The 20,177-nt window shown below is 62.9% G+C and carries 15 protein-coding genes and 3 tRNA genes; 11 read left to right on the top strand and 7 right to left on the bottom strand.

Annotated elements, in window-relative coordinates; genetic code table 11:
* Nucleotides 1-265: 265 nt before the first annotated feature.
* From ilvC to AC5RU9_RS00395, 5 genes are all read right to left on the bottom strand, one after another.
* The gene (gene ilvC, locus AC5RU9_RS00375) at nt 266-1,291 is read right to left on the bottom strand and encodes a ketol-acid reductoisomerase (protein WP_211711612.1); all 1,026 of its coding nucleotides are present in this window, start codon (nt 1,289-1,291) and stop codon (nt 266-268) included.
* Nucleotides 1,292-1,355: 64 nt separating this feature from the next.
* Nucleotides 1,356-1,868 carry an acetolactate synthase small subunit gene (gene ilvN / locus AC5RU9_RS00380; protein WP_021470923.1) on the bottom strand — a complete coding sequence of 171 codons (513 nt, stop codon included), beginning with the start codon at nt 1,866-1,868 and terminating at the stop codon, nt 1,356-1,358.
* A 2-nt stretch (nt 1,869-1,870) separates the two neighbouring features.
* Nucleotides 1,871-3,775, bottom strand: a complete 1,905-nt coding sequence (locus AC5RU9_RS00385; protein ID WP_494014926.1) for an acetolactate synthase large subunit — start codon at nt 3,773-3,775, stop codon at nt 1,871-1,873.
* A 287-nt stretch (nt 3,776-4,062) separates the two neighbouring features.
* Complete coding sequence (ilvD, locus tag AC5RU9_RS00390) at nt 4,063-5,784, bottom strand: dihydroxy-acid dehydratase (protein WP_494014927.1); 1,722 nt, start codon at nt 5,782-5,784, stop codon at nt 4,063-4,065.
* Between the two features lie 51 nt (nt 5,785-5,835).
* Complete coding sequence (locus AC5RU9_RS00395) at nt 5,836-6,822, bottom strand: LysR family transcriptional regulator (RefSeq protein WP_494014928.1); 987 nt, start codon at nt 6,820-6,822, stop codon at nt 5,836-5,838.
* Between the two features lie 177 nt (nt 6,823-6,999).
* On the opposite strand from AC5RU9_RS00395, the gene AC5RU9_RS00400 reads away from it, so the two are divergent.
* The 4 genes from AC5RU9_RS00400 (at nt 7,000) to AC5RU9_RS00415 (ending at nt 9,597) form a co-directional block, all read left to right on the top strand.
* On the top strand, nt 7,000-7,980 hold the full coding sequence (locus tag AC5RU9_RS00400) for a sunset domain-containing protein (protein ID WP_494014929.1): 981 nt from the start codon (nt 7,000-7,002) through the stop codon (nt 7,978-7,980).
* A 39-nt stretch (nt 7,981-8,019) separates the two neighbouring features.
* Nucleotides 8,020-9,129, top strand: coding sequence for a PQQ-dependent sugar dehydrogenase (locus AC5RU9_RS00405; RefSeq protein ID WP_494014930.1), 1,110 nt, complete (start codon nt 8,020-8,022; stop codon nt 9,127-9,129).
* Nucleotides 9,130-9,251: 122 nt separating this feature from the next.
* Nucleotides 9,252-9,327 (top strand) — tRNA-Lys (locus tag AC5RU9_RS00410).
* Nucleotides 9,328-9,521: 194 nt separating this feature from the next.
* Nucleotides 9,522-9,597: transfer RNA gene (locus AC5RU9_RS00415), tRNA-Lys, on the top strand.
* A 104-nt stretch (nt 9,598-9,701) separates the two neighbouring features.
* On the opposite strand, the gene AC5RU9_RS00420 is transcribed toward AC5RU9_RS00415, so the two are convergent.
* Entirely contained in the window at nt 9,702-10,169 is a 468-nt protein-coding gene (locus AC5RU9_RS00420; RefSeq protein ID WP_249184153.1) for a MarR family winged helix-turn-helix transcriptional regulator, read from the bottom strand.
* Nucleotides 10,170-10,254: 85 nt separating this feature from the next.
* Here AC5RU9_RS00420 and bcp point away from each other — a divergent pair, with 85 nt between their 5' ends.
* The 7 genes from bcp (at nt 10,255) to AC5RU9_RS00455 (ending at nt 19,318) form a co-directional block, all read left to right on the top strand.
* The gene (gene bcp / locus AC5RU9_RS00425; RefSeq protein WP_494014931.1) at nt 10,255-10,728 is read left to right on the top strand and encodes a thioredoxin-dependent thiol peroxidase; all 474 of its coding nucleotides are present in this window, start codon (nt 10,255-10,257) and stop codon (nt 10,726-10,728) included.
* A 54-nt stretch (nt 10,729-10,782) separates the two neighbouring features.
* A tRNA-Leu gene (locus tag AC5RU9_RS00430) sits at nt 10,783-10,864 on the top strand.
* A gap of 200 nt (nt 10,865-11,064) precedes the next feature.
* The gene (locus AC5RU9_RS00435; RefSeq protein ID WP_494014932.1) at nt 11,065-12,729 is read left to right on the top strand and encodes an ABC transporter substrate-binding protein; all 1,665 of its coding nucleotides are present in this window, start codon (nt 11,065-11,067) and stop codon (nt 12,727-12,729) included.
* A 79-nt stretch (nt 12,730-12,808) separates the two neighbouring features.
* Nucleotides 12,809-14,314: a malate:quinone oxidoreductase gene (locus AC5RU9_RS00440; protein ID WP_211711606.1), complete on the top strand. Its 1,506-nt coding sequence runs from the start codon at nt 12,809-12,811 to the stop codon at nt 14,312-14,314.
* Between the two features lie 66 nt (nt 14,315-14,380).
* Nucleotides 14,381-17,587, top strand: coding sequence for an efflux RND transporter permease subunit (locus tag AC5RU9_RS00445; RefSeq protein WP_494014933.1), 3,207 nt, complete (start codon nt 14,381-14,383; stop codon nt 17,585-17,587).
* Between the two features lie 139 nt (nt 17,588-17,726).
* The gene (locus AC5RU9_RS00450; RefSeq protein WP_494014934.1) at nt 17,727-18,851 is read left to right on the top strand and encodes an LLM class flavin-dependent oxidoreductase; all 1,125 of its coding nucleotides are present in this window, start codon (nt 17,727-17,729) and stop codon (nt 18,849-18,851) included.
* Nucleotides 18,851-19,318, top strand: coding sequence for a MarR family winged helix-turn-helix transcriptional regulator (locus AC5RU9_RS00455; protein WP_494014935.1), 468 nt, complete (start codon nt 18,851-18,853; stop codon nt 19,316-19,318). The genes AC5RU9_RS00450 and AC5RU9_RS00455 overlap by 1 nt, the downstream gene beginning before the upstream one ends.
* On the opposite strand, the gene AC5RU9_RS00460 is transcribed toward AC5RU9_RS00455, so the two are convergent.
* Entirely contained in the window at nt 19,315-20,121 is an 807-nt protein-coding gene (locus AC5RU9_RS00460) for a transglutaminase-like domain-containing protein (protein ID WP_494014936.1), read from the bottom strand. The genes AC5RU9_RS00455 and AC5RU9_RS00460 overlap by 4 nt on opposite strands.
* Between the last annotated feature and the right edge of the window lie 56 nt (nt 20,122-20,177).

The following is a 20,177-nucleotide window of genomic DNA, read 5'->3' on the forward strand; positions in this document are numbered from 1 at the left end:
CTTACTTTGGACAACTTTGGGACAGAACTGGACAAGGAGCGGATGCGTGGCCCGGGCACGGCTCCGGGACCAGCCCAGAATATCGAATCCGGGCGCTGTTTCCGGTGCCGGGGAGGGATGTTACGGACCGACCCGAGGCGTTGTGAAGAAGTTCACAGCTCAGGCAGCGGGCATTACCGAGGGAAAAGCGCCTGTGATACGGCGACGCCCGCCCGGCTGTTTTGCCGGACGGGCGTCTGTTACAGGGCTGTTGCCGGTCAGGCGATCAGCGGGCTGCGGAACCTTCGACGTAGTCAGCGTCCTGCTGCTGCCAGGAGAACAACGAGCGGAGCTCGCGGCCGACCTCTTCGATCGGGTGCTGCTCTGCCTTGGCACGCAGCTCCTTGAACTCGACGCCGCCGTTGTCCTGGTCGTCGATGAAGCGCTTGGCGAAAGCACCGCTCTGGATGTCCGCGAGGACAGCCTTCATGTTTTCCTTCACCTCGGGGGTGATGACGCGCGGGCCGGAGACGTAGTCGCCGTACTCTGCGGTGTCGGAAACGCTCCAGCGCTGCTTGGCGATGCCACCTTCCCACATGAGGTCAACGATGAGCTTGAGCTCGTGAAGTACCTCGAAGTAGGCGATCTGCGGCTGGTAGCCGGCTTCGGTCAGGGTTTCGAAGCCGTACTGGACCAGCTGGGAAACGCCGCCGCAAAGTACGGACTGCTCGCCGAAGAGGTCGGTCTCGGTCTCTTCGGTGAAGGTGGTCTTGATGACGCCGGCGCGGGTGCCGCCGATGGCCTTGGCGTAGGACTTCGCCAGGTCCCAAGCGGAACCGGAAGCATCCTGCTCAACAGCGATGATGTCCGGGATACCGCGTCCGGCTTCGAATTCGCGGCGAACGGTGTGGCCCGGAGCCTTCGGGGCGATCAGGATGACGTCGACGCCGGCGGGAGCCTCGATGTAACCGAAGCGGATGTTGAAGCCGTGTGCGAAGGCAAGTGCCTTGCCCTCCGTCAGCTTGTCCTTGATGGAGTCGTTGAAGATCGAGCGCTGGTGCTGGTCCGGAGCCAGGATCATGATGACGTCGGCCCATTCGGCGGCGTCGGCAACGTTCTTGACCGTGAAGCCGGCGTCCTCTGCCTTGGCGGCCGACTTTGAGCCGTCCTTGAGCGCGATGACTACCTCGACGCCGGAGTCGCGCAGGTTGAGCGCGTGGGCGTGGCCCTGGGAACCGTAACCAACGATGGCTACCTTGCGGCCCTGGATGATCGACAGGTCTGCGTCGTCGTCGTAGAACATTTCAGTCACTTGCGTAACTCCTCTTGAGTGGTTTCTTAGATATTGATGATGGTGCTGCGGTACTGGACGCTGCTCACGCGGAGCGGAGCGCCCTGTCACTCATGGAGCGGGATCCCCGTCCAACGGCCAAGGTGCCGGACTGCACTATTTCACGGATGCCGAACGGCTCAAGCACTGAAAGCAGCGCTGCGAGCTTCTCGGGGGTACCGGTTGCCTCAATCACCAACGAGTCTGTGGACACGTCGACGACGGCGGCACGGAACAGGTCTGCAGCCTGGGTAACCTGCAGACGTGTCGCGGCATCCGCACGTACCTTAACCAGGATGTGGTCGCGTTGTACGGAAGATTCAGAAGTCAGCTCCACAATCTTGATCACGTTGACCAACTTGTTGAGCTGCTTGGTGACCTGCTCGATCAGGTCGCCGTCGGCGTCGACGACGACAGTCATGCGGGACATGCCGGGAACCTCGGTGGGTCCCACAGCAAGGGAGTTGATGTTGAACGCGCGCCGGGCGAACAGGCTGGCTACGCGGGTCAGCACGCCGGGCTTGTCTTCTACCAGAACCGACAGTGTGTGGCGGGTCATGCCTAGTCCTCCTCTTCCCATTCGGGGGTCATGTTGCGGGCAACCTGGATCTGGTCATTGCTGACCCCCGAGGGCACCATGGGCCAAACCATCGAGTTGGGGCTGACGACGAAATCGATCACCACGGGGCGGTCATTGATTTCGAGGGCCTTCTGGATGGTGGCGTCGATGTCCTCGTCACGCTCGCAGCGCAGGGCCGCGCAGCCATAAGCGTCGGCCAGCTTGACGAAGTCCGGAATCCGGACGGTGTCGTGGCCTGTGTTCAGGTCCGTGTTTGAGTAGCGGCCTTCGTAGAACAGTGTCTGCCATTGGCGGACCATGCCCAGCGAGGAGTTGTTGATGATGGCGACCTTGATCGGGATGTTGTTGATGGCGCAGGTGGCCAACTCCTGATTGGTCATCTGGAAGCAGCCGTCGCCGTCGATGGCCCAGACCACGCGGTCCGGCTCACCAACTTTGGCGCCCATGGCAGCCGGAACCGAGTATCCCATGGTTCCTGCGCCGCCGGAGTTCAGCCAGGCGTGGGGGCGCTCATACTTGATGAACTGCGCGGCCCACATCTGGTGCTGGCCTACGCCGGCGACATAGATGCCTTCGGGACCCGTGAGCTCACCGATGCGCTTGATCACGCGCTGCGGTGCGGTGAGCCCGTCCTCGGGCTCGGTCCAACCCAGCGGATAGGTGTCCCGGAGGTTACCCAGGAACGCCCACCAGGAATCCAGGTCCGGGGTTCCGCTCAGCTCGAACTGCGTCTTCACGGCCTCGGTGAGTTCCGGGATGATTTCCTTGACCGAGCCCACGATGGGCACGTCGGCGGTGCGGTTCTTGGAGATTTCCGCGGGGTCGATGTCGGCGTGGATGACCTTGGCGAAGGGAGCGAACGTCTTGAGCACGCCCGTCACACGGTCATCAAACCTTGCGCCGAGCGTGATCAGCAGATCGGCCTGCTGGAGTGCGGTGACGGCGGACACGGATCCGTGCATGCCGGGCATACCGACGTGCTGCGGGTGGGAGTCCGGGAAGGCACCGCGTGCCATGAGTGTGGTGACGACCGGAGCGCCTGTTGCCAGGGCCAGCTCCATGAGCTCCGCCGAGGCGTGGCCCTTGACGACGCCGCCACCGACGTAGAGAACAGGCTTGCGTGCTGCGGCGATCAGCTTGGCAGCTTCGCGCACCTGCTTGTTGTGTCCACGGACCACCGGGCGGTAGCCGGGCAGGTCCACCTTCGGAGGCCAGGAGAACGTCATCTGGCCAACTTGGGCGTCCTTGGCGATGTCCACCAGCACGGGGCCGGGACGGCCCGTGGATGCGAGGTGGAACGCCTCAGCCATCACGTGGGGAATGTCGTTGGGGTCGGTGACCAGGAACGAGTGCTTGGTGATGGGCATCGTGATGCCCACGATGTCCGCTTCCTGGAAGGCATCGGTGCCGATGACTCCACTGGAGACCTGGCCGGTGATGGCCACCATCGGCACGGAGTCCATGTGGGCATCCATGATGGCGGTAACGAGGTTGGTGGCGCCCGGGCCCGAGGTGGCGATGCAAACGCCAACCCGTCCGGTAACCATGGCGTAGCCTTGCGCGGCGTGGCCGGCTCCCTGTTCGTGACGGACCAGGATGTGGTTCATGCTGGAGGCCATCAAGGGGTCATAGGTGGGCAGGATCGCGCCACCGGGCAAACCGAAAATATCGTCCACGCCGAGTTCTTCGAGCGAACGGACAATTGCTTGCGAGCCGGTCATCACCGTTGGGGGTACAACGTTGTTCGGCCCAAGTACAGGAGAGAGAGGTGCAGCAGCGTCGACGACGACGGCCTCAGCCGTACGGTCGACCTTTTCCGGAGCTTTGTGGGCTCCAGCGGACTTTGCAGCCATCAGCGAGGGGCTGATCGGCGATCCTTTGCTCATCGGACTCTTCCTTAGTGGATCTTCATTGGTGGGTCTTGGGAATAAAAAAACCCCTCAGCCTTCCGGCTCTTCGAGGGGTTTGCGCGTGACGGTTCGTAACCAGTCGGGCTAAGCCACGCGCTTGGTAAGGACGACGACGCCGACGGTAACGAATGTGATCATGCGTTCAGTGTTCCCTCTAAGGGAGATACGTGTCAATTGACGACTATCGTATCTCACTATTTGGACAGCGATGTCCGCCTGCCGGACTCCGACCGTCTCAAAACGGCCGGAGTCCACAGCAGGAATCAGCCGCAGTAAGCGCCCGTGGAGGCGCTGTGGACCAGCTTGGCGTACTTGGCGAGGACGCCCTTGGTGAACTTGGCCGGCATCGGCTCCCAGCCGACCTTCCGGGCTTCGAGTTCGGCTTCGTCGACCAGGAGGTCGAAGGACCGCGCAGCGATGTCCACCCGGATCCGGTCGCCGTCCCTGACGAAGGCGATGGGACCGCCGTCGACCGCTTCCGGGGCGACGTGGCCGATGCACAGGCCGGTGGTACCGCCCGAGAAACGGCCATCGGTGAGCAGCAGGACATCCTTGCCAAGGCCGGCACCCTTGATGGCTCCGGTGATGGCCAGCATCTCGCGCATGCCGGGACCACCCTTGGGGCCCTCGTAGCGAATGACCACCACATCGCCCTTATTGATTTCGCCGTTGTCCAGGGCATTCAGGGCGCCTTGCTCGCGCTCGAACACGCGGGCCGTGCCCTCAAAGACGTCGGCATCGAAGCCGGCGCTCTTCACGACAGCACCTTCCGGAGCCATGGAACCGTGGAGGATGGTGATACCGCCGGTCTTGTGGATCGGATTGTCTAACGCGCGGAGGATCTTGCCGTCAAGGTCCGGCGGGTTGATCGAGGCGAGGTTCTCGGCCAGTGTCTTGCCCGTGACCGTGAGGCAGTCACCGTGCAGCAGGCCGGCGTCGAGCAGTGCCTTCATGATCACCGGCACGCCACCGATCTTGTCCACGTCGGTCATGACGTAGCGGCCGAAGGGCTTGAGGTCGCCCAGGTGCGGGATCTTGTCGCCGATCCGGTTGAAATCGTCCAGCGTCAGTTCAACCTCGGCCTCGCGGGCGATGGCCAGGAGGTGCAACACCGCGTTGGTGGAACCGCCAAAGGCCATGGTCACGGCGATGGCGTTTTCGAAGGCCTTCTTGGTCATGATGTCGCGGGCGGTAATGCCCAGGCGCAACAGGTTGACGACGGCCTCGCCGGACTTCCGGGCAAAGTCGTCACGACGGCGGTCTGCCGAGGGCGGGGCTGCGGAACCCGGAAGGGACATGCCCAGGGCTTCGCCGATGCAGGCCATCGTATTTGCCGTGTACATGCCGCCGCATGCACCCTCGCCAGGACAAATGGCCTTTTCGATGCGGGTGAGGTCTTCCATGCTCATCTTGCCGGCCGCGCAGGCACCCACCGCTTCGAAAGCGTCAATGAGGGTGACTTCCTTTTCGGAGCCGTCCTCAAGCTTCACCCAGCCCGGCATGATGGAGCCGGCGTAAAGGAAGACCGACGCGAGGTCCAGGCGCGCAGCCGCCATGAGCATCCCCGGAAGGGACTTATCGCAGCCGGCCAACAGCACGGAGCCGTCAATGCGCTCGGCCTGCATGACGGTCTCCACGGAGTCGGCAATGACCTCGCGGGAGACGAGCGAGAAGTGCATGCCTTCGTGCCCCATCGAAATTCCGTCGGAAACGGAGATGGTGCCGAACTGCATCGGGAACCCGCCGCCTGCGTGGACACCTTCCTTGGCACCCTGCGCCAAGCGGTTCAACGAGAGGTTGCAGGGGGTGATTTCGTTCCATGAACTGGCGACACCAATTTGGGGTTTGGCAAAGTCGTCGTCGCCCATGCCGACCGCGCGGAACATGCCACGGGCGGGCGCCGCATGGATGCCGTCGGTGACGACCCGGCTGCGGGGCTTGATGTCCGGGGTGTTGTCTGTCGCAATGTGGGTGGTGTCACTCATGGACCAAAGTCTATGTGCACCCAGTGCCGCTGCACGCCGTTCCCTGCCGGGTTAAGCGCCTCCTCCCGATTGTTGCGGACTACCGCCGTCAGCCCGCGCCGGTCCCCGGGGGCCTGGGCCGGACCCGTCGAGCTCCCTGGCAATGCCGGCCGCTTCGCTTTCGAGCATGTCGAGGACGCCCTTGATCGTGGCCCGTGCGGCAACTTCCTGGCGCGCCAAGGCGACAATGCTCCTGCTCGCCTTAACGTCCGTGAGCGGCCGGAGCACCAGTCCCCGACTTGCGCTCGCCTTGGCCGTATACCGTGGCAGCAGGCAAATCCCATGCCCGGCGCCCACCAACGCCTCCAGCACCCGGAGGTCCGGGTAGCGTTGCCCCCTCTGGGCAGGCCTCCCCGCATGAAGCTCTATCTGGCGAAGGACCGTATCGAAGGGAAATCCTTCAGGTACCCCAATCCACGGAAAATCGATGACATCGGCCGGACGCAGCCGGGTCCGGGCCGCCAGCGGATGCCCGGCAGGCATGGCCACGTCCAGCGCTTCTTCCAGGAGCGGCACGACGGTGAGCCCCTTCCGGGCAAACACGTCGGGCCCGTCCACGCTATGCGCCAGGACAATATCGTAGTCAGCCACCAAGGGGGCGAAAAAGGCGGTTCCAGGGTCCTCAAAGTGGGCATCGAACGCCAAGCCCTCCACCGCCGCCACACGGTGGAGCACGCCAGGCAACAGCATCTCGGCCGCACTGGGAAAGAAAGCCACGGACACCCTGGCCTGCCAGCCCTTCCTGTAACTGTCCACGGTGGACTCTGCCTTGGCCATGGCCGTGGCAATGTCGGCAGCGGCGGCGGCCATGGCCTGCCCCGCTTCGGTCAGTTGCACACCCCGGCCGACTTTTTCCACGAGGACAACCCCGATTTCGGCTTGCAATGTCTTCAACTGCTGCGAGACCGCCGAAGCCGTGACATTCATGGCCTCTGCTGTTGCGCCTACACTTTGCCGGTCCGCCAATTCGCGCAAAATCTGCAGCCTTTTGAAGTCCATGCAGCCAGACTAGGCGACCCGCACGAATTCGGAGGCAGTGAATTTCAAAGCCATAATCACTAAGTAGGCTGAACAATTTGCGTAAACCAGCAGGTCAAACGCTGGACAGCCCAAAGACGGACACGTAACGTCGGAAATACCACGAGCTGCACCCCTGTGAGCAGAAGGGCACCCGCCATGGATTGGTTAATTTGGGTCATTGTCATTGTTTTGGTCGTCGCGATTATTTGGTGGCTCATGAGCCGCAACAAGGCGCCGGATTCCACCGCGGCCCAGGCCCGGGCAACAACAGCCCCAGCGGCCATGGAGCCGGGAAACCGGGGCACCATTCCTGATACCGCCGCCGCGGCCGCGGGCGTGGCAGGTTTGGCGGGCGTCACGAACCTGGGCACCACGGCCGCCGAGGGCAGCGGGCCGACCCGCGAGGAACGCGCGGCCGAAGAACCTGACCTCGCCGGCGAACCCGAGGTTGCCGGGGAACCCGAGACTGCCGGGGAGCCCGAGGTTGCCGACGCGCCTCGCGTTACGCCGGAACCCGAGGCCCACGGGCCGGCCCCCGTCGTCGACGATTCGCCGTCCACCGGTTCATCAGACCTGGAGCAGGGTCCGACACCCGGCCTCACGGTGGAGGAACCAGTCATTGACGCGCCTGTTGTGGACGAGCCCACGGTAGGCGAACCCATTGTGGACACCGAACCGGCGGTGGATACGGACGTTCAAGTGGATACGGACGTTCAGGTGGATACCGACGCGGTGGCGAATGATCCCGCCGTGGTCGACGGCGGTAGGGCTGACAGCAGCAGTGCCGATGCGGAAGCCGACAAAGCCGAGTGGGAATCGTCCTGGACGGACGAGAGCGGCGCACCCGTGCATCACCACGAGTACACGGACTCCCACTCCCCCACCCTGCCAGGCGCCGAAAGTGCCGCAGCGGAAGAAACGGTTCCTTCAGGGCACCTGGCCGTCGAGCACCCGTATGGGACGGGTTCCTCCAGCTCGGCCAAGGACGGCTACCCGGTGAAGGCCAGCGCTTCTGCCATGACCTATCACGACGAAGACACGGCGGGGTACGAGGACGTCGCCGCGGATGTCTGGTTCGAATCCGCGGCACATGCTGAAGCCGCAGGCTTCCGCCCTCCCCGGCGTAGCAGGCATTAACGGCCGCGACAGGTCTTGATCCGGCGGCAGCGGGCGGGCATGGAGCGATTCCCAGCGGGCAGACGGGTTGGTTTGGCGTGTGCCATCGCCGCCATCCTTACCCTTACCGCCTGCACCGGCAGCCCGTCGTCGCCGCGTTCGGCGGCAACTCCCGGTGGCAGCAGCGGGCCGGTGTCGCACGGGCCTCCCAAGAGCCTCCGGGTCGAGCAAAAGCTCGACGTCGGGTTGCAGCTGCCATGGTCGGTCACTTTCCTGCCAGACGGCACGGCTGTGGTCTCCGAACGCGATTCGGGCTTGGTGAAGAGCATTCGCGATGGCCAGGCAACCACCGTTGGCCAGCTACCGGGCGTGGTCCCTGGCGGGGAAGGCGGGCTGCTGGGGCTCGCGTTGTCTCCGACGTTCGAAACGGACCACTGGCTGTACGTATACTTCACGGCCTCCAACGACAACAGGATTGCCCGGGTTAAGCTCAGCGGCGATGCGAATGGCAGCCTGGCCCTTGGCGCAACCGAGGTGGTCTTCAGCGGGATACCGAAGGCGTCCACCCACAACGGTGGCCGCATCCGGTTCGGCCCGGACGGGCTCCTCTACGTGGGCACCGGCGACTCGCAGCGGCGTGACCAGCCGCAGGACCCCAGCGCCCTCGGGGGCAAGATCCTGCGCCTGACGCCGGAGGGCCAGCCGGCCCCCGGCAACCCTTTCGGCAATGACAACCCGGTATACAGCTATGGCCACAGGAACGTCCAAGGCTTGGCGTGGGACAGCGCCGGCCGGCTCTGGGCCAGCGAGTTTGGGCCCGACGTGGACGACGAGTTGAACTTGATTACCCCTGGCGGCAACTACGGGTGGCCCACAGTGACCGGAGCCCCCGGAAGGAAAGGATTCATCGACGCCAAGGTTGTTTGGCCGTCAACGTCGGAAGCCTCACCCAGTGGGTTGGAGATAGTAGACGGCGTGGCCTACACGGGGGCACTCCGGGGCCAACGACTTTGGGCCGTTCCACTCGAAGATGAGGCAGCCGGCACGCCTGTGGCTTATTTCACAGGACAATACGGGCGCTTGAGGGACGTGGCCAAGGCCCCGGACGGCAGCTTATGGGTCGTCAGCAACAACCAGAACCCTGATTTTGCGCTGATTTTGGGGCCTTGACCCCGGGCCAGGGGCGGTGGTGGGCGTCGATTTCACACTGAGGGGTAAGTCGTGTAGAGTTACTTGTCGTTGCGGAGATCGCCGGGGAAATCAAAGCCCCCATGCGGTTGAATACAACAGCTGCACCTCTAGCTCAACTGGCAGAGCAATTGACTCTTAATCAATGGGTTCCGGGTTCGAGTCCCGGGGGGTGCACCACAAAGAAAGGCCTTGGAGATCAATGATCTCCAAGGCCTTTCGCTTTTAAGCAGTGGCGAAAGATTAGCCATCGCGAAAGTTCGACATGCCACCAGAACAGTGGTCATAAGCGCACGAAAAGTAGTGTAGAGTTATTTGTCGTTGCGGAGGTCAATGAGGAATGCGAATTCCTCGAATTGACCACAGTAATTGCTGCACCTCTAGCTCAACTGGCAGAGCAATTGACTCTTAATCAATGGGTTCCGGGTTCGAGTCCCGGGGGGTGCACCATAAAGGAAAAGGCTCCGGATCGTTTCGACGATCCGGAGCCTTTCTGTTTCCCGCGCAGGCTACCCGGCGCGGGGCGTGTTGTTCATACGGGGTGCTGGACGCGCTCAGCCTTGGGACAGCTCGGTCCCGTCATCCTGGACTGCTTGCTCCGGTGCCGGGATGCCGGCCAGCCCCCGGACCACGATCCTGAGTTCTTCACGCAACCTGGCGGTGTCCACGGCTACGGGCGAAAGGACGTCCTGCTCAAGCTTCACAGCTTCCGCGAGGGCTGCCGTTCCGGCCTCCGTCAGTGTCACCACATGGCTCCTGCGGTCGGAGTCACTGCGGTGCCGCGTGACGTGCCCGTGCAGTTCGAGCCTCGCGAGGGTAGTTCCCATGGTCTGGGCCTTGACCCTTGCAACCTCGGCCAGGGCGGCTTGGGTTATGGCACCCTTGGCGGCAAGCACCTGCATGGCAATGACGCCGGCGTGGGTAAGGCCGATGGACTTCAATTTTTCGTTCCACGAGATTTCCACCAGGCGCGCAGCTGTTGAAAGCAATCGGGTAGTGGGCCATCTCTCCATATCTGGCATGCCGACAGTATATGCGCGCAACAGGCCCGGACGTGCCTTCTCCCCACTAAACTGGTAAATCGCGATCGTAAGCAAGGAGAATATTGTGGCTGAACGACTTATCCCGGGCGACACCGCACCGGACTTCACCCTTCAGGACCAAACCGGCAATAACGTGGGATTGTCGGACTTCCGTGGGCGAAAGACCATCGTCTATTTCTACCCGGCGGCCTCCACGCCCGGATGCACCAAGGAGGCGTGTGATTTCCGCGACACGCTGGGTTCCTTGCAGGCCGCAGGTTACGGGGTGGTTGGCATTTCCCCCGACACGGTCAAGGACCTGGCCAAGTTCGCCGATGCAGAAGCCCTGACGTTTCCGTTGCTCTCCGACGCTGACCACGCGGTGGCCGATGCGTACGCTGCCTGGGGCGAGAAAAAGAACTATGGCAAGACGTACATGGGGCTGATCCGTTCCACCATCGTGGTGGACGAGGAGGGAAAGGTGTCCCTGGCGCAGTACAACGTACGGGCCACAGGGCATGTAGCCAAGCTCCGGCGCGATCTGAAGCTGGACAACTAGCGGGTACACTGGAGGCCGGTAGAAGGCGGTCCATGGGCCGCTTGGCTGCCGCCGGCGCGAGTGGTGAAATTGGCAGACACGCAGGATTTAGGTTCCTGTGCCTTCGGGCGTGGGGGTTCAAGTCCCCCCTTGCGCACAGATGCAGTGAAGAAGCACAGCGGCTTCGAGCCGCAGGCAGTGCCCCTTGGTGAGAGAACCCGGGGGCACTTTTTCCTCCAGCAGCCGGGGAGCTTCCTGAAGATGCGCTGGGGAGTGCACTCAGGACGTTCAATTAGACTGTAATGCGGTCTGGCCGAAGCCGGCCACAGCACTTCCAACCGGCTTGAGGGGACAAGAGTGGCAAGCAGCAAAAGGCGGCGCCTGACCGTACAGTTCGGAGCCGTGGTTGTGGCCTTGGGGCTGGCGGCATGTACTGGAACAACAGGCCCCGCGCCTTCTTCCCCTGGCACCACCGCCACCGCTGAGCCGACGGCAACTTTCAATTTCGGAACATCCTCCATGCCGTTGGGCCTCGATCCGGCATTGACGTCGGATTCCGAGTCCTACCGCATCACCCGTCAGGTCCTCGAAGGCCTCGTGGGCGTCGACGGCGAAACCGGGCAGACTACCCCGCTACTGGCGACGGAATGGAAAGACAGCAACAACGGCCTCAGTTACGATTTCACGCTCCGCTCCCAGGTCACGTTCCATGACGGAACCCCGCTGGATGCCACCGCTGTCTGCGCCAACTTCGACCGCTGGTTCTCGTTCTCCCCTGAACTCCGGAAGCAGGCCCCGGGAATCTCCTTCCAGAGTGTTTTCAAGGCGTACTCCGACGCCCCGGTCTTCTCCATCTTCAAGGACTGCAAGGTAGTTTCGGCCAGCAACGTCCAGATCAACCTGACGCGGCCCTTCACTGGGTTCCTGAAGGCACTCACGTTGCCGGCCTTCGCGATCTCCTCCCCCGCAGCTTTGGCAGCCCAAAAAGCAAACGTCCTGGACCAGGTCCGTAATGGCGAGGCGATCTCCACCTACGCAAGCCACCCGGTAGGAACCGGACCTTATGAATTCAGCGCCTGGGACGACAAGCAAGTCACCCTGGCGAGCTACAAGAACTACTGGGGAAACCGCGGCCAGATAGCCACCATCAACTTCATCCCTTACGACCGCGCCGAGACACGCCAGCAGGCTTTGCTGGACGGGAAAATCGACGCCTACGACCTCGTGACTTCCGGAACCTTCGACCAATTGGTCAAGAAGGGTGTCCAGATCATCCAGAGGGACCCCTTCTCCGTGATGTACCTCGGCATCAACCAGGCCGTTGCGCCCCTGGACAAGCCGGAGATCCGCCAGGCGATTGAGATGGCCATCGACAAGGAATCGCTGATCCGGAAGTTCTTTATCGACAACACCACGCAGGCGTCACAGTTCGTGCCGCCGAAGCTCAGCGGCTTCAACAACAATGCCCCCTCGTTGGGGTACAACCCGGACAAAGCCAAGGAGCTCTTGTCCAAGGCAGGCTACAAAGGCGAAGAGCTGAAGTTCTACTATCCGCTGAACGCCACCAGGGCCTACATGCCGACGCCGGAGAAGATCTACGCGGAAATCAGCCGTCAGCTGGTAGCCGTGGGCTTCAACATCAAGCCTGTTCCCGTGGACTGGGAGGATGGCTATCTCCAGAAGGTGCAGTCACCCGGGGACCGCGCCCTGCACCTGCTCGGCTGGAACGGCTCCTACGCCGATGCCGACAACTTCCTTGGTCCGTTGTTCGGGGAAACCCGCGCAGAGTTCGGGTACTCCGATTCGGATGTCTTCCACAAGATCGAGCGGGCACGTGCAATGCCCGACGGCGATGAGCGCAACGCGCAGTACCAGGCCATCAACGCGGACATCGCTGCTTCGGTACCGGCCGTCCCCATCGCTTTCCCCATCTCGGCACTGGCTTTGTCCGACAAGGTGGAAAGCTACCCCGCCTCCCCCGTGCTGAACGAAGTTTTCACGAACGTCCGCCTAAAGCCTTGACGATCGGCCGTAATTTCAGTATTGAGACTGCGCGGGGATATTCTGTAGCAGCCAGTGCCGCCGCTAACGGAGATTGATTGTGACCTTCATTTCCAAGACTCAACATGCCGACGTCGTCCTTATTGGCGGCGGAATCATGAGTGCCACCCTGGGTGCGTTCATCAAGCAACTTGAACCCTCCTGGACCATCTCCATGTTCGAACGACTCGACGAAGCGGGGCTTGAGAGTTCCGGTCCGTGGAACAACGCAGGCACCGGACACGCCGCGTTGTGTGAGCTCAACTACTCCCCGGCAGCCAAAGACGGTTCCGTGGACCCGTCCAAGGCGCTGCACATCAACGAGCAGTTCCAGCTGTCCCGGCAGTTCTGGTCCCACTTGGTGGACAGCAACGTCATTGGTTCCCCCAAGGGCTTCATCAACACCGTTCCGCACATGAGCTTCGTCATTGGCGATGACCACGTGAACTTCCTGAAGACCCGTTATGAGGCCCTCAAGCCAAACACGCTGTTCCGCAGCATGGAGTACACCGAGGACCAGGCCCAGATCGCCAAGTGGGCCCCGTTGATCGTCAAGGGCCGTGACCGCAAGCAGCGCGTCGCCGCTACCCGCGCCGCGGAAGGCACCGACGTCGACTTCGGTGCCCTGACACGCGAGCTGACCGGCTACCTCCAAGGCAGCGGCGCCGAGGTCAACTATGGTCACGACGTCACCAACATCAACCGCGCAGCAGGCGGTGGCTGGGACCTCTCCCTCAAGCACGCCAAGTCGGGCGAGCACGGACGCATCCACGCAAACTTCGTCTTCGTTGGCGCCGGCGGCGGTGCGCTGCACCTGCTCCAGGCCTCCGGTATTCCGGAAAGCAAGGGCTACGGTGGATTCCCTGTCTCCGGCCAGTTCTTCCGCTGCACCGATGACGCCATCACCTCCCAGCACAGCGCAAAGGTCTACGGCCAGGCATCGGTTGGCGCGCCTCCCATGTCCGTCCCCCACCTGGACACCCGTTACGTGGATGGCAAGCGTTCCCTCCTGTTCGGCCCATACGCAGGCTTCTCCACGAACTTCCTGAAGACCTCCAGCTACCTGGACCTTCCGCTGTCCATCCGTCCGGGGAACATCATCCCGATGCTGGCAGTGGCCAAGGACAACATGGACCTCACGGCCTACCTCATCAAGGAAGTTGCCAAGCGCCACGAAGCCAAGGTCGAGTCCCTCCGCGAGTACTATCCCGAGGCTTCCGGCGGCAACTGGGAGCTGATTACTGCCGGACAGCGTGTGCAGATCATCAAGAAGCACCCGCAAAAGGGCGGCGTGCTCCAGTTCGGCACGGAAGTTATCGCCTCCCGCGATGGCTCGATCGGCGCTCTTCTTGGCGCCTCCCCGGGAGCTTCCACTGCCGTGCCGATCATGATCGAGCTGCTGCAAAAGTCCTTCCCCAAGAACTTCAAGGGCTGGCAGTCCAAGCTCAAGGACATGATGCCCGGATACGGCGTCAAGCTCAACGAGAACCCCGAGTTGGCTGCCGAGCTGGAAGCAAGCACGGCCAGGTCCCTGCAGCTGGAAGTGGCAAACGCCGTCCAAAGCTAGGCCATCCCGGGGCTGCGGCCGGTTCCCGTCAGACGAATCGTTTCGTAGACCTCAGGAGTCAATGCAATGTTCCGCCTGGCCAAGCTTTCCCTGGGAAACCGGGCCCTGATCGCGCTGATCACCGTCTTTGCGGCGGTGTTCGGCGTGATCACCATGGGATCGTTGAAACAGGAACTCATTCCCTCGATCGAGTTCCCACAGATCACGGTTGTCACCTCCATGCCGGGCGCCTCTCCAGAGGTTGTGGACAAGCAGCTCAGCCAGCCGCTCGAGACGGCCCTGAACAGCGTCGAGGGCCTTGAGTCCACCACTTCCACGTCCCGCAACGGCGTTTCCCAGATCACCATGGTGTTCACCTACGGTTCAAACCTGGACAGGGCCAGGAACCAGATCGACCGGGCTATTTCCAACGCCAAGCGGGCTCTGCCGGCCGACGTCGAACCACAGGCCATCGCCGGCAACATCAGCGACTTCCCGATCGTCTTCCTGGCGGTTTCCTCGGACAAGCCCCTGAGCGAACTCAATGCCGACCTGCTGCGGCTCAGCGTCCCCAGGCTCCAAAAGATCGACGGCGTTCGCGGCGCCGATGTGACCGGTGGCGCGCGCCAACACATCCTGATCCAACCCCGCCCGGCCGATCTTGCCAGCACCGGGACGTCGGTCCAGTCTATCAGCAGTGCGTTGAAGAACAACGGCACACTGGTGCCTGTTGGGACCATCGAGGACCAGGGCAAGACGTTGTCGCTGCAGCTCGGCAGCCCGGTGGATTCCTTGGACATCATCAAAGGACTTCCGCTGGCCGGCGCCAAGAATGCTGCGACCATTGGCGCGGTGGCCGACGTCAGCATCCAGGATGATGCCGCCACGTCCATCACCCGCACCAACGGCAAGCCCACGCTGGCGTTGTCGGTCACCAAGAAACCCGAGGGCGATACTGTCGCTATCTCCCATGCGGTGCGGGATGCCATCGGACCCATGCAGGACGAGCTGGGCAACAACGCGACGTTCACTCCGGTCTTTGACCAGGCCCCGTTCATCGAAAAATCCATCAAGGACCTCACCACCGAGGGCCTCCTTGGCTTGGGCTTCGCTGTGGCCGTCATCCTGGTGTTCCTGATGTCCGTGCGGTCCACCCTGGTCACGGCGGTCTCGATTCCGTTGTCACTGCTGATCACCTTCATCGGCATCTCCGCCACCGGGTACTCGCTGAACATCCTGACGCTGGGCGCACTCACCATCGCGATCGGCCGCGTTGTAGACGATTCCATTGTGGTGATCGAGAACATTAAGCGGCACCTCAGCTACGGGGAAGACAAGCTGACGGCCATCCTGACATCCATCCGGGAAGTGGCCGGGGCGATTACCGCGTCCACGCTCACCACCGTGGCAGTGTTCCTGCCCATAGCGTTCGTCGGGGACCTGGCCGGAGAGTTGTTCCGCCCGTTTGCCCTGACGGTGACCATCGCCCTGTTGTCGTCACTGCTGGTCTCGCTGACCATTGTTCCTGTTCTGGCTTACTGGTTCCTCTCTTCCAAGGGCAAAGGCGTGGAGGATCGCTCCTCCGCCAGGGAGTCCGCGGAAAAGGCAAGGGAAGCGGAACAGCGAAGCCGCCTCCAACGCGGCTACCTGCCCATCCTTGAGAAGACGCAGAAGCACCCGGTCCTCACGCTGTCCGCGGCCGCCGTGGTCCTCGTCGCCACCATCGCGGTTTCGCCGCTGCTGGCTACAGATCTGTTGGGCCGCTCGGGCGAAAACAGCATGACGGTGCGCCAGGTCCTTCCCGCCGGAACGAGCCTCCAGGCCACCAGCGATGAGGCCGCGAAGATAGAGGACGCCCTCAATGGCATGGATGGCATCAAGGACGTGCAGGTCACCTCCGGAAATGCCCAGACGGGCTTCGCAGCGCTGACGTCCACAGGTTCGTCCAACTCCACGTTCACGATTGTCACTGACGAGAAGATGAACCAGGCCAAGCTCCAGGACGCGGTCCGCGCCAAGCTCGAGGGGGCGGCCGGCAAGGTCACTGTTGGATCCCAGCAGGGTGGCTTCGGTACGTCGTCCACGGTGGACATCACCATCAAGGCCGCCAACTCAGCGGACCTGCGGACGGCCAGCGATGCCATGGTCCAGGCGATGACGGGAGTCCCGGGAAGCACCGAGGTGGCTACCAACCTTGCCTCTACCCAGGCGGTGGTCCAGGTTCGCGTGGACCGTGCCAAGGCGGTAGCTGCCGGGCTGACGGAGGAGCAGGTGGGCGCTTTCCTTGCTTCCACGGTCAGCCCCATACCTGCCGGCACGGTACGCATCGACACCAACGACTATCCGGTGCAGATCGGCGAGGGAACCCGCTTCACCAGCATCGCCGCCGTGCGCGCGCTGCAATTGCCGACGGCGCGTGGTCCCGTAACGCTGGAAAGTGTCGCCGCCGTCGAACAGGTGGACACGCCCGTGTCCATCACAAGCAGCAACGGTCAACGGACCGCAAAGGTGACTGTGACGCCGTCGGGTTCCAACCTTGGCAGCGTCAGCAGCGCAGTCCAGCAGCGGCTGGCTTCGGTCGAATTGCCGTCGGGTGTTACCGCCACGATCGGTGGAGCTACCACACAGCAGGCAGAATCCTTCCGGCAACTCGGCCTGGCGTTGCTTGCTGCCATCGCGATTGTCTACGTCATCATGGTGGCGGCCTTCAAGTCCCTGATCCAACCGTTGATTCTTCTGGTTTCGGTCCCCTTCGCCGCCACCGGTGCCGTCGGCCTGCTGCTGCTGACCGGTGTTCCCTTGGGCCTCCCCTCACTGATCGGCATGTTGATGCTGGTAGGCATCGTGGTCACCAACGCGATCGTGCTCATCGACCTGATCAACCAGTACCGCAAACCACACGATGGGCGCGCCGGCATGAACGTGGCCGATGCCATCACGCACGGGGCCCGCCAGCGCCTGCGCCCGATCCTGATGACTGCCCTTGCCACCGTGTTTGCGTTGACTCCCATGGCGCTGGGCCTGACCGGGGGCGGCGGCTTCATTTCGCAGCCCTTGGCCATTGTGGTCATTGGCGGCCTGGTCTCCTCTACCGCGCTGACACTGGTCCTGGTTCCGGTGCTCTACAAGCTGGTGGAGGGACGGCGCGAGAAAAGGCAACTGCTGAAGGACCTGCAGGATAAACCCACTCCACAACCCGAAGGCGCGGGCGGATCCGACGACTTCCAGGACTGGACCACGGGCATGATTCCCCGGGTGAAGGGCCGCCGCGCGGCCCATAATCCCGCGGAGTAACCGCGCACAAACCCCTTACGCAGGGCCGGGAACATTTCCCGGCCCTGTCCTGTTACAGCCACTGATACATGCAAATGCATCTAGTTTGAGGTACACTGTTTACAGAGCCCGGGACCACGGGCAGGGAGAAAGGCACATCATGCAGATCGGCGTATTCAGCGTCAGTGACATCACCACTGACCCCACCACGGGCCGCACGCCCACGGAGAACGAACGCATCAAGGCGTCCGTAGCCATCGCCAAGAAGGTCGAAGAAATCGGCATGGACGTGTACGCCCTGGGCGAGCACCACAACCGGCCGTTCTTCTCCTCCTCCCCTACCACCACGCTGGCCTACATCGCAGCGCAGACCGAGCGCATCACGCTCTCAACGGCCACCACCCTGATCACCACCAATGACCCGGTCAAGATCGCCGAAGACTTCGCCATGCTGCAGCACCTTTCCGACGGCCGCGTGGACCTGGTCCTTGGGCGTGGCAACACCGCGCCGGTTTACCCCTGGTTCGGAAAGAACATCCAGGACGGCATCGAACTGGCCATCGAAAACTACAGCCTGCTGCGCAAGCTGTGGGATGAGGACACCGTCAACTGGTCGGGCAAGTTCCGCACACCGCTGCAAAACTTCACCTCCACGCCCCGGCCGCTCGACGACGTCGCCCCCTTCGTGTGGCACGGCTCCATCCGCACGCCGCAGATCGCCGAAGTGGCCGCGTACTACGGCGACGGTTTCTTCGCCAACAATATCTTCTGGCCGAAGGAGCACTACCAGCAGCTGATCGGCCTCTACCGTGAGCGTTACGAGCACTACGGACACGGCAAGGCAGACCAGGCAATCGTCGGTCTCGGCGGTCAGTTCTTCATCCGGAAGAACTCCCAGGACGCCGTCAAGGAGTTCCGCCCGTACTTCGACAACGCGCCGGTGTACGGCCACGGACCTTCGCTGGAGGACTTCACGTCCCAAACGCCACTGACCGTGGGCAGCCCGCAGGAAGTCATCGAGAAGACCCTGACTTTCCGTGAGGCCTTCGGTGACTACCAGCGCCAGCTGTTCCTGATCGACCACGCCGGCCTTCCCCTGAAGACCGTCCTGGAGCAGCTGGACCTCTTCGGCGAAGAAGTACTGCCGGTCCTCCGCAAGGAATACGCTGCCATGAAGCCCGCCCACGTGCCCGATGCGCCCACCCACGCTTCCCGCGTGGCCGCAGCGCTGGAGGCCAAGGTCAGCGAATCCGCTGCTGCCGGGGCCGCGGGGCAGGACGCCTGATGTCCAGCCCAACAGGCGCGGCGTCTTCCGCCGTTCGCCTCGCCGCCGAAACCTGGGAGTCCTTGTTCCGCTCCCAGGTGGCGGTGATGCGGAAACTTCAGTCCGGACCGGCCTTCAAGACGCTCCCCGTCAAGGAGTACGACGTCCTGTTCACCCTGTCCCGGTGCCCGTCAGGGCAGCTTCGCCTGAACGAGATCAATGACAAGGTGCTGTTGAGCCAGTCCAGCTTGAGCCGCTTGGTTGACCGGTTGGAGAAGCGGGGTTTGGTGGAGCGCACCGCAGCGCCCGACGACGGTCGTGGAGTACTGCTCTCACTCACCGACTCGGGACGCGAGTTGCAAAGGGCCATCGGCCGGGAGCACGTGCGCGACATCGCCCACTTGGTTGCTCCGGCCCTTACGGCAGAGGAACAACGCGAGTTGTTGCGGCTGACGGAAAAGCTCAGGGCGTCGGTGGCGGGCCACTAGCGCAGGCTGACAAGCTCCCGGGGGTTCTCCTCCGGGAGCATTCCGTTAACGGAGGCACTGACTTTGAGTGTCTTCAACGACAGGCTGCCGCCCACGGTGGACAGGAATGCGGTGTCCGAGGAGTCGCGTCCCGCGGTGATGCGCAGCATGGATCCACGCGGCGCCAGGCCCGTAGGGTCGATCACGTGCCAGCCGCCGTCGATGTGTGCCTCAGCAACCGCATGGAAATCCATGGGGCTCAGGCCAGGCGCATACACGGCCGCCAGGCGCGCCGGGACATCCTTGGATCGCAGCAGGGCGATGGCCAGGTGGGCAAAGTCCCGACAAACTCCCTTGCGGTGGAGCAGCGTCTCCACGGCCCCGTCGGTCCCGCGTGAGGAGCCACTGACGTAGCGGAGCTCACCGTTGACCCAATCGCGGACGGCCTGGAGCAGTTCCGCGCCTTGCAGTCCGCCAAACTCGGCGTAGGAGGTAGGCAGCAGCCTGTCCGACTCCGCGTAGCGGCTGGGCCTGACATACCTGATCAGTTCCATGGGATCCGAGGTGTCGGGCTGCCCGAAGCCATGAACAGTGGCCCGGTAATCCACCGTTACTTCCGTGGGCTCGTCGAGTTCCAGGTAGTGGAAGCGGCCCCCGTGGTGGTCGTTAAGTTCGGCGTACGGAACCTCGTTGCCGGCGGCGGTGATGGAGAGGCTCTCCGTCACTGAGTCGTAGCCCGCGTTGTTGGCCACGGCTATGGCCATGGCTACTTTCGTGCTGGCTGCGGTCTTAAAAACGAGCGTGGCAGCTACGTTGCGTTCCATTGATCTCCGGGGTGGGTTGCAGCAGGCAGGAGCCATGCCGCCGTTTGTGTGGATCA

This window comes from Arthrobacter sp. B0316-5-4, from assembly GCF_059090325.1.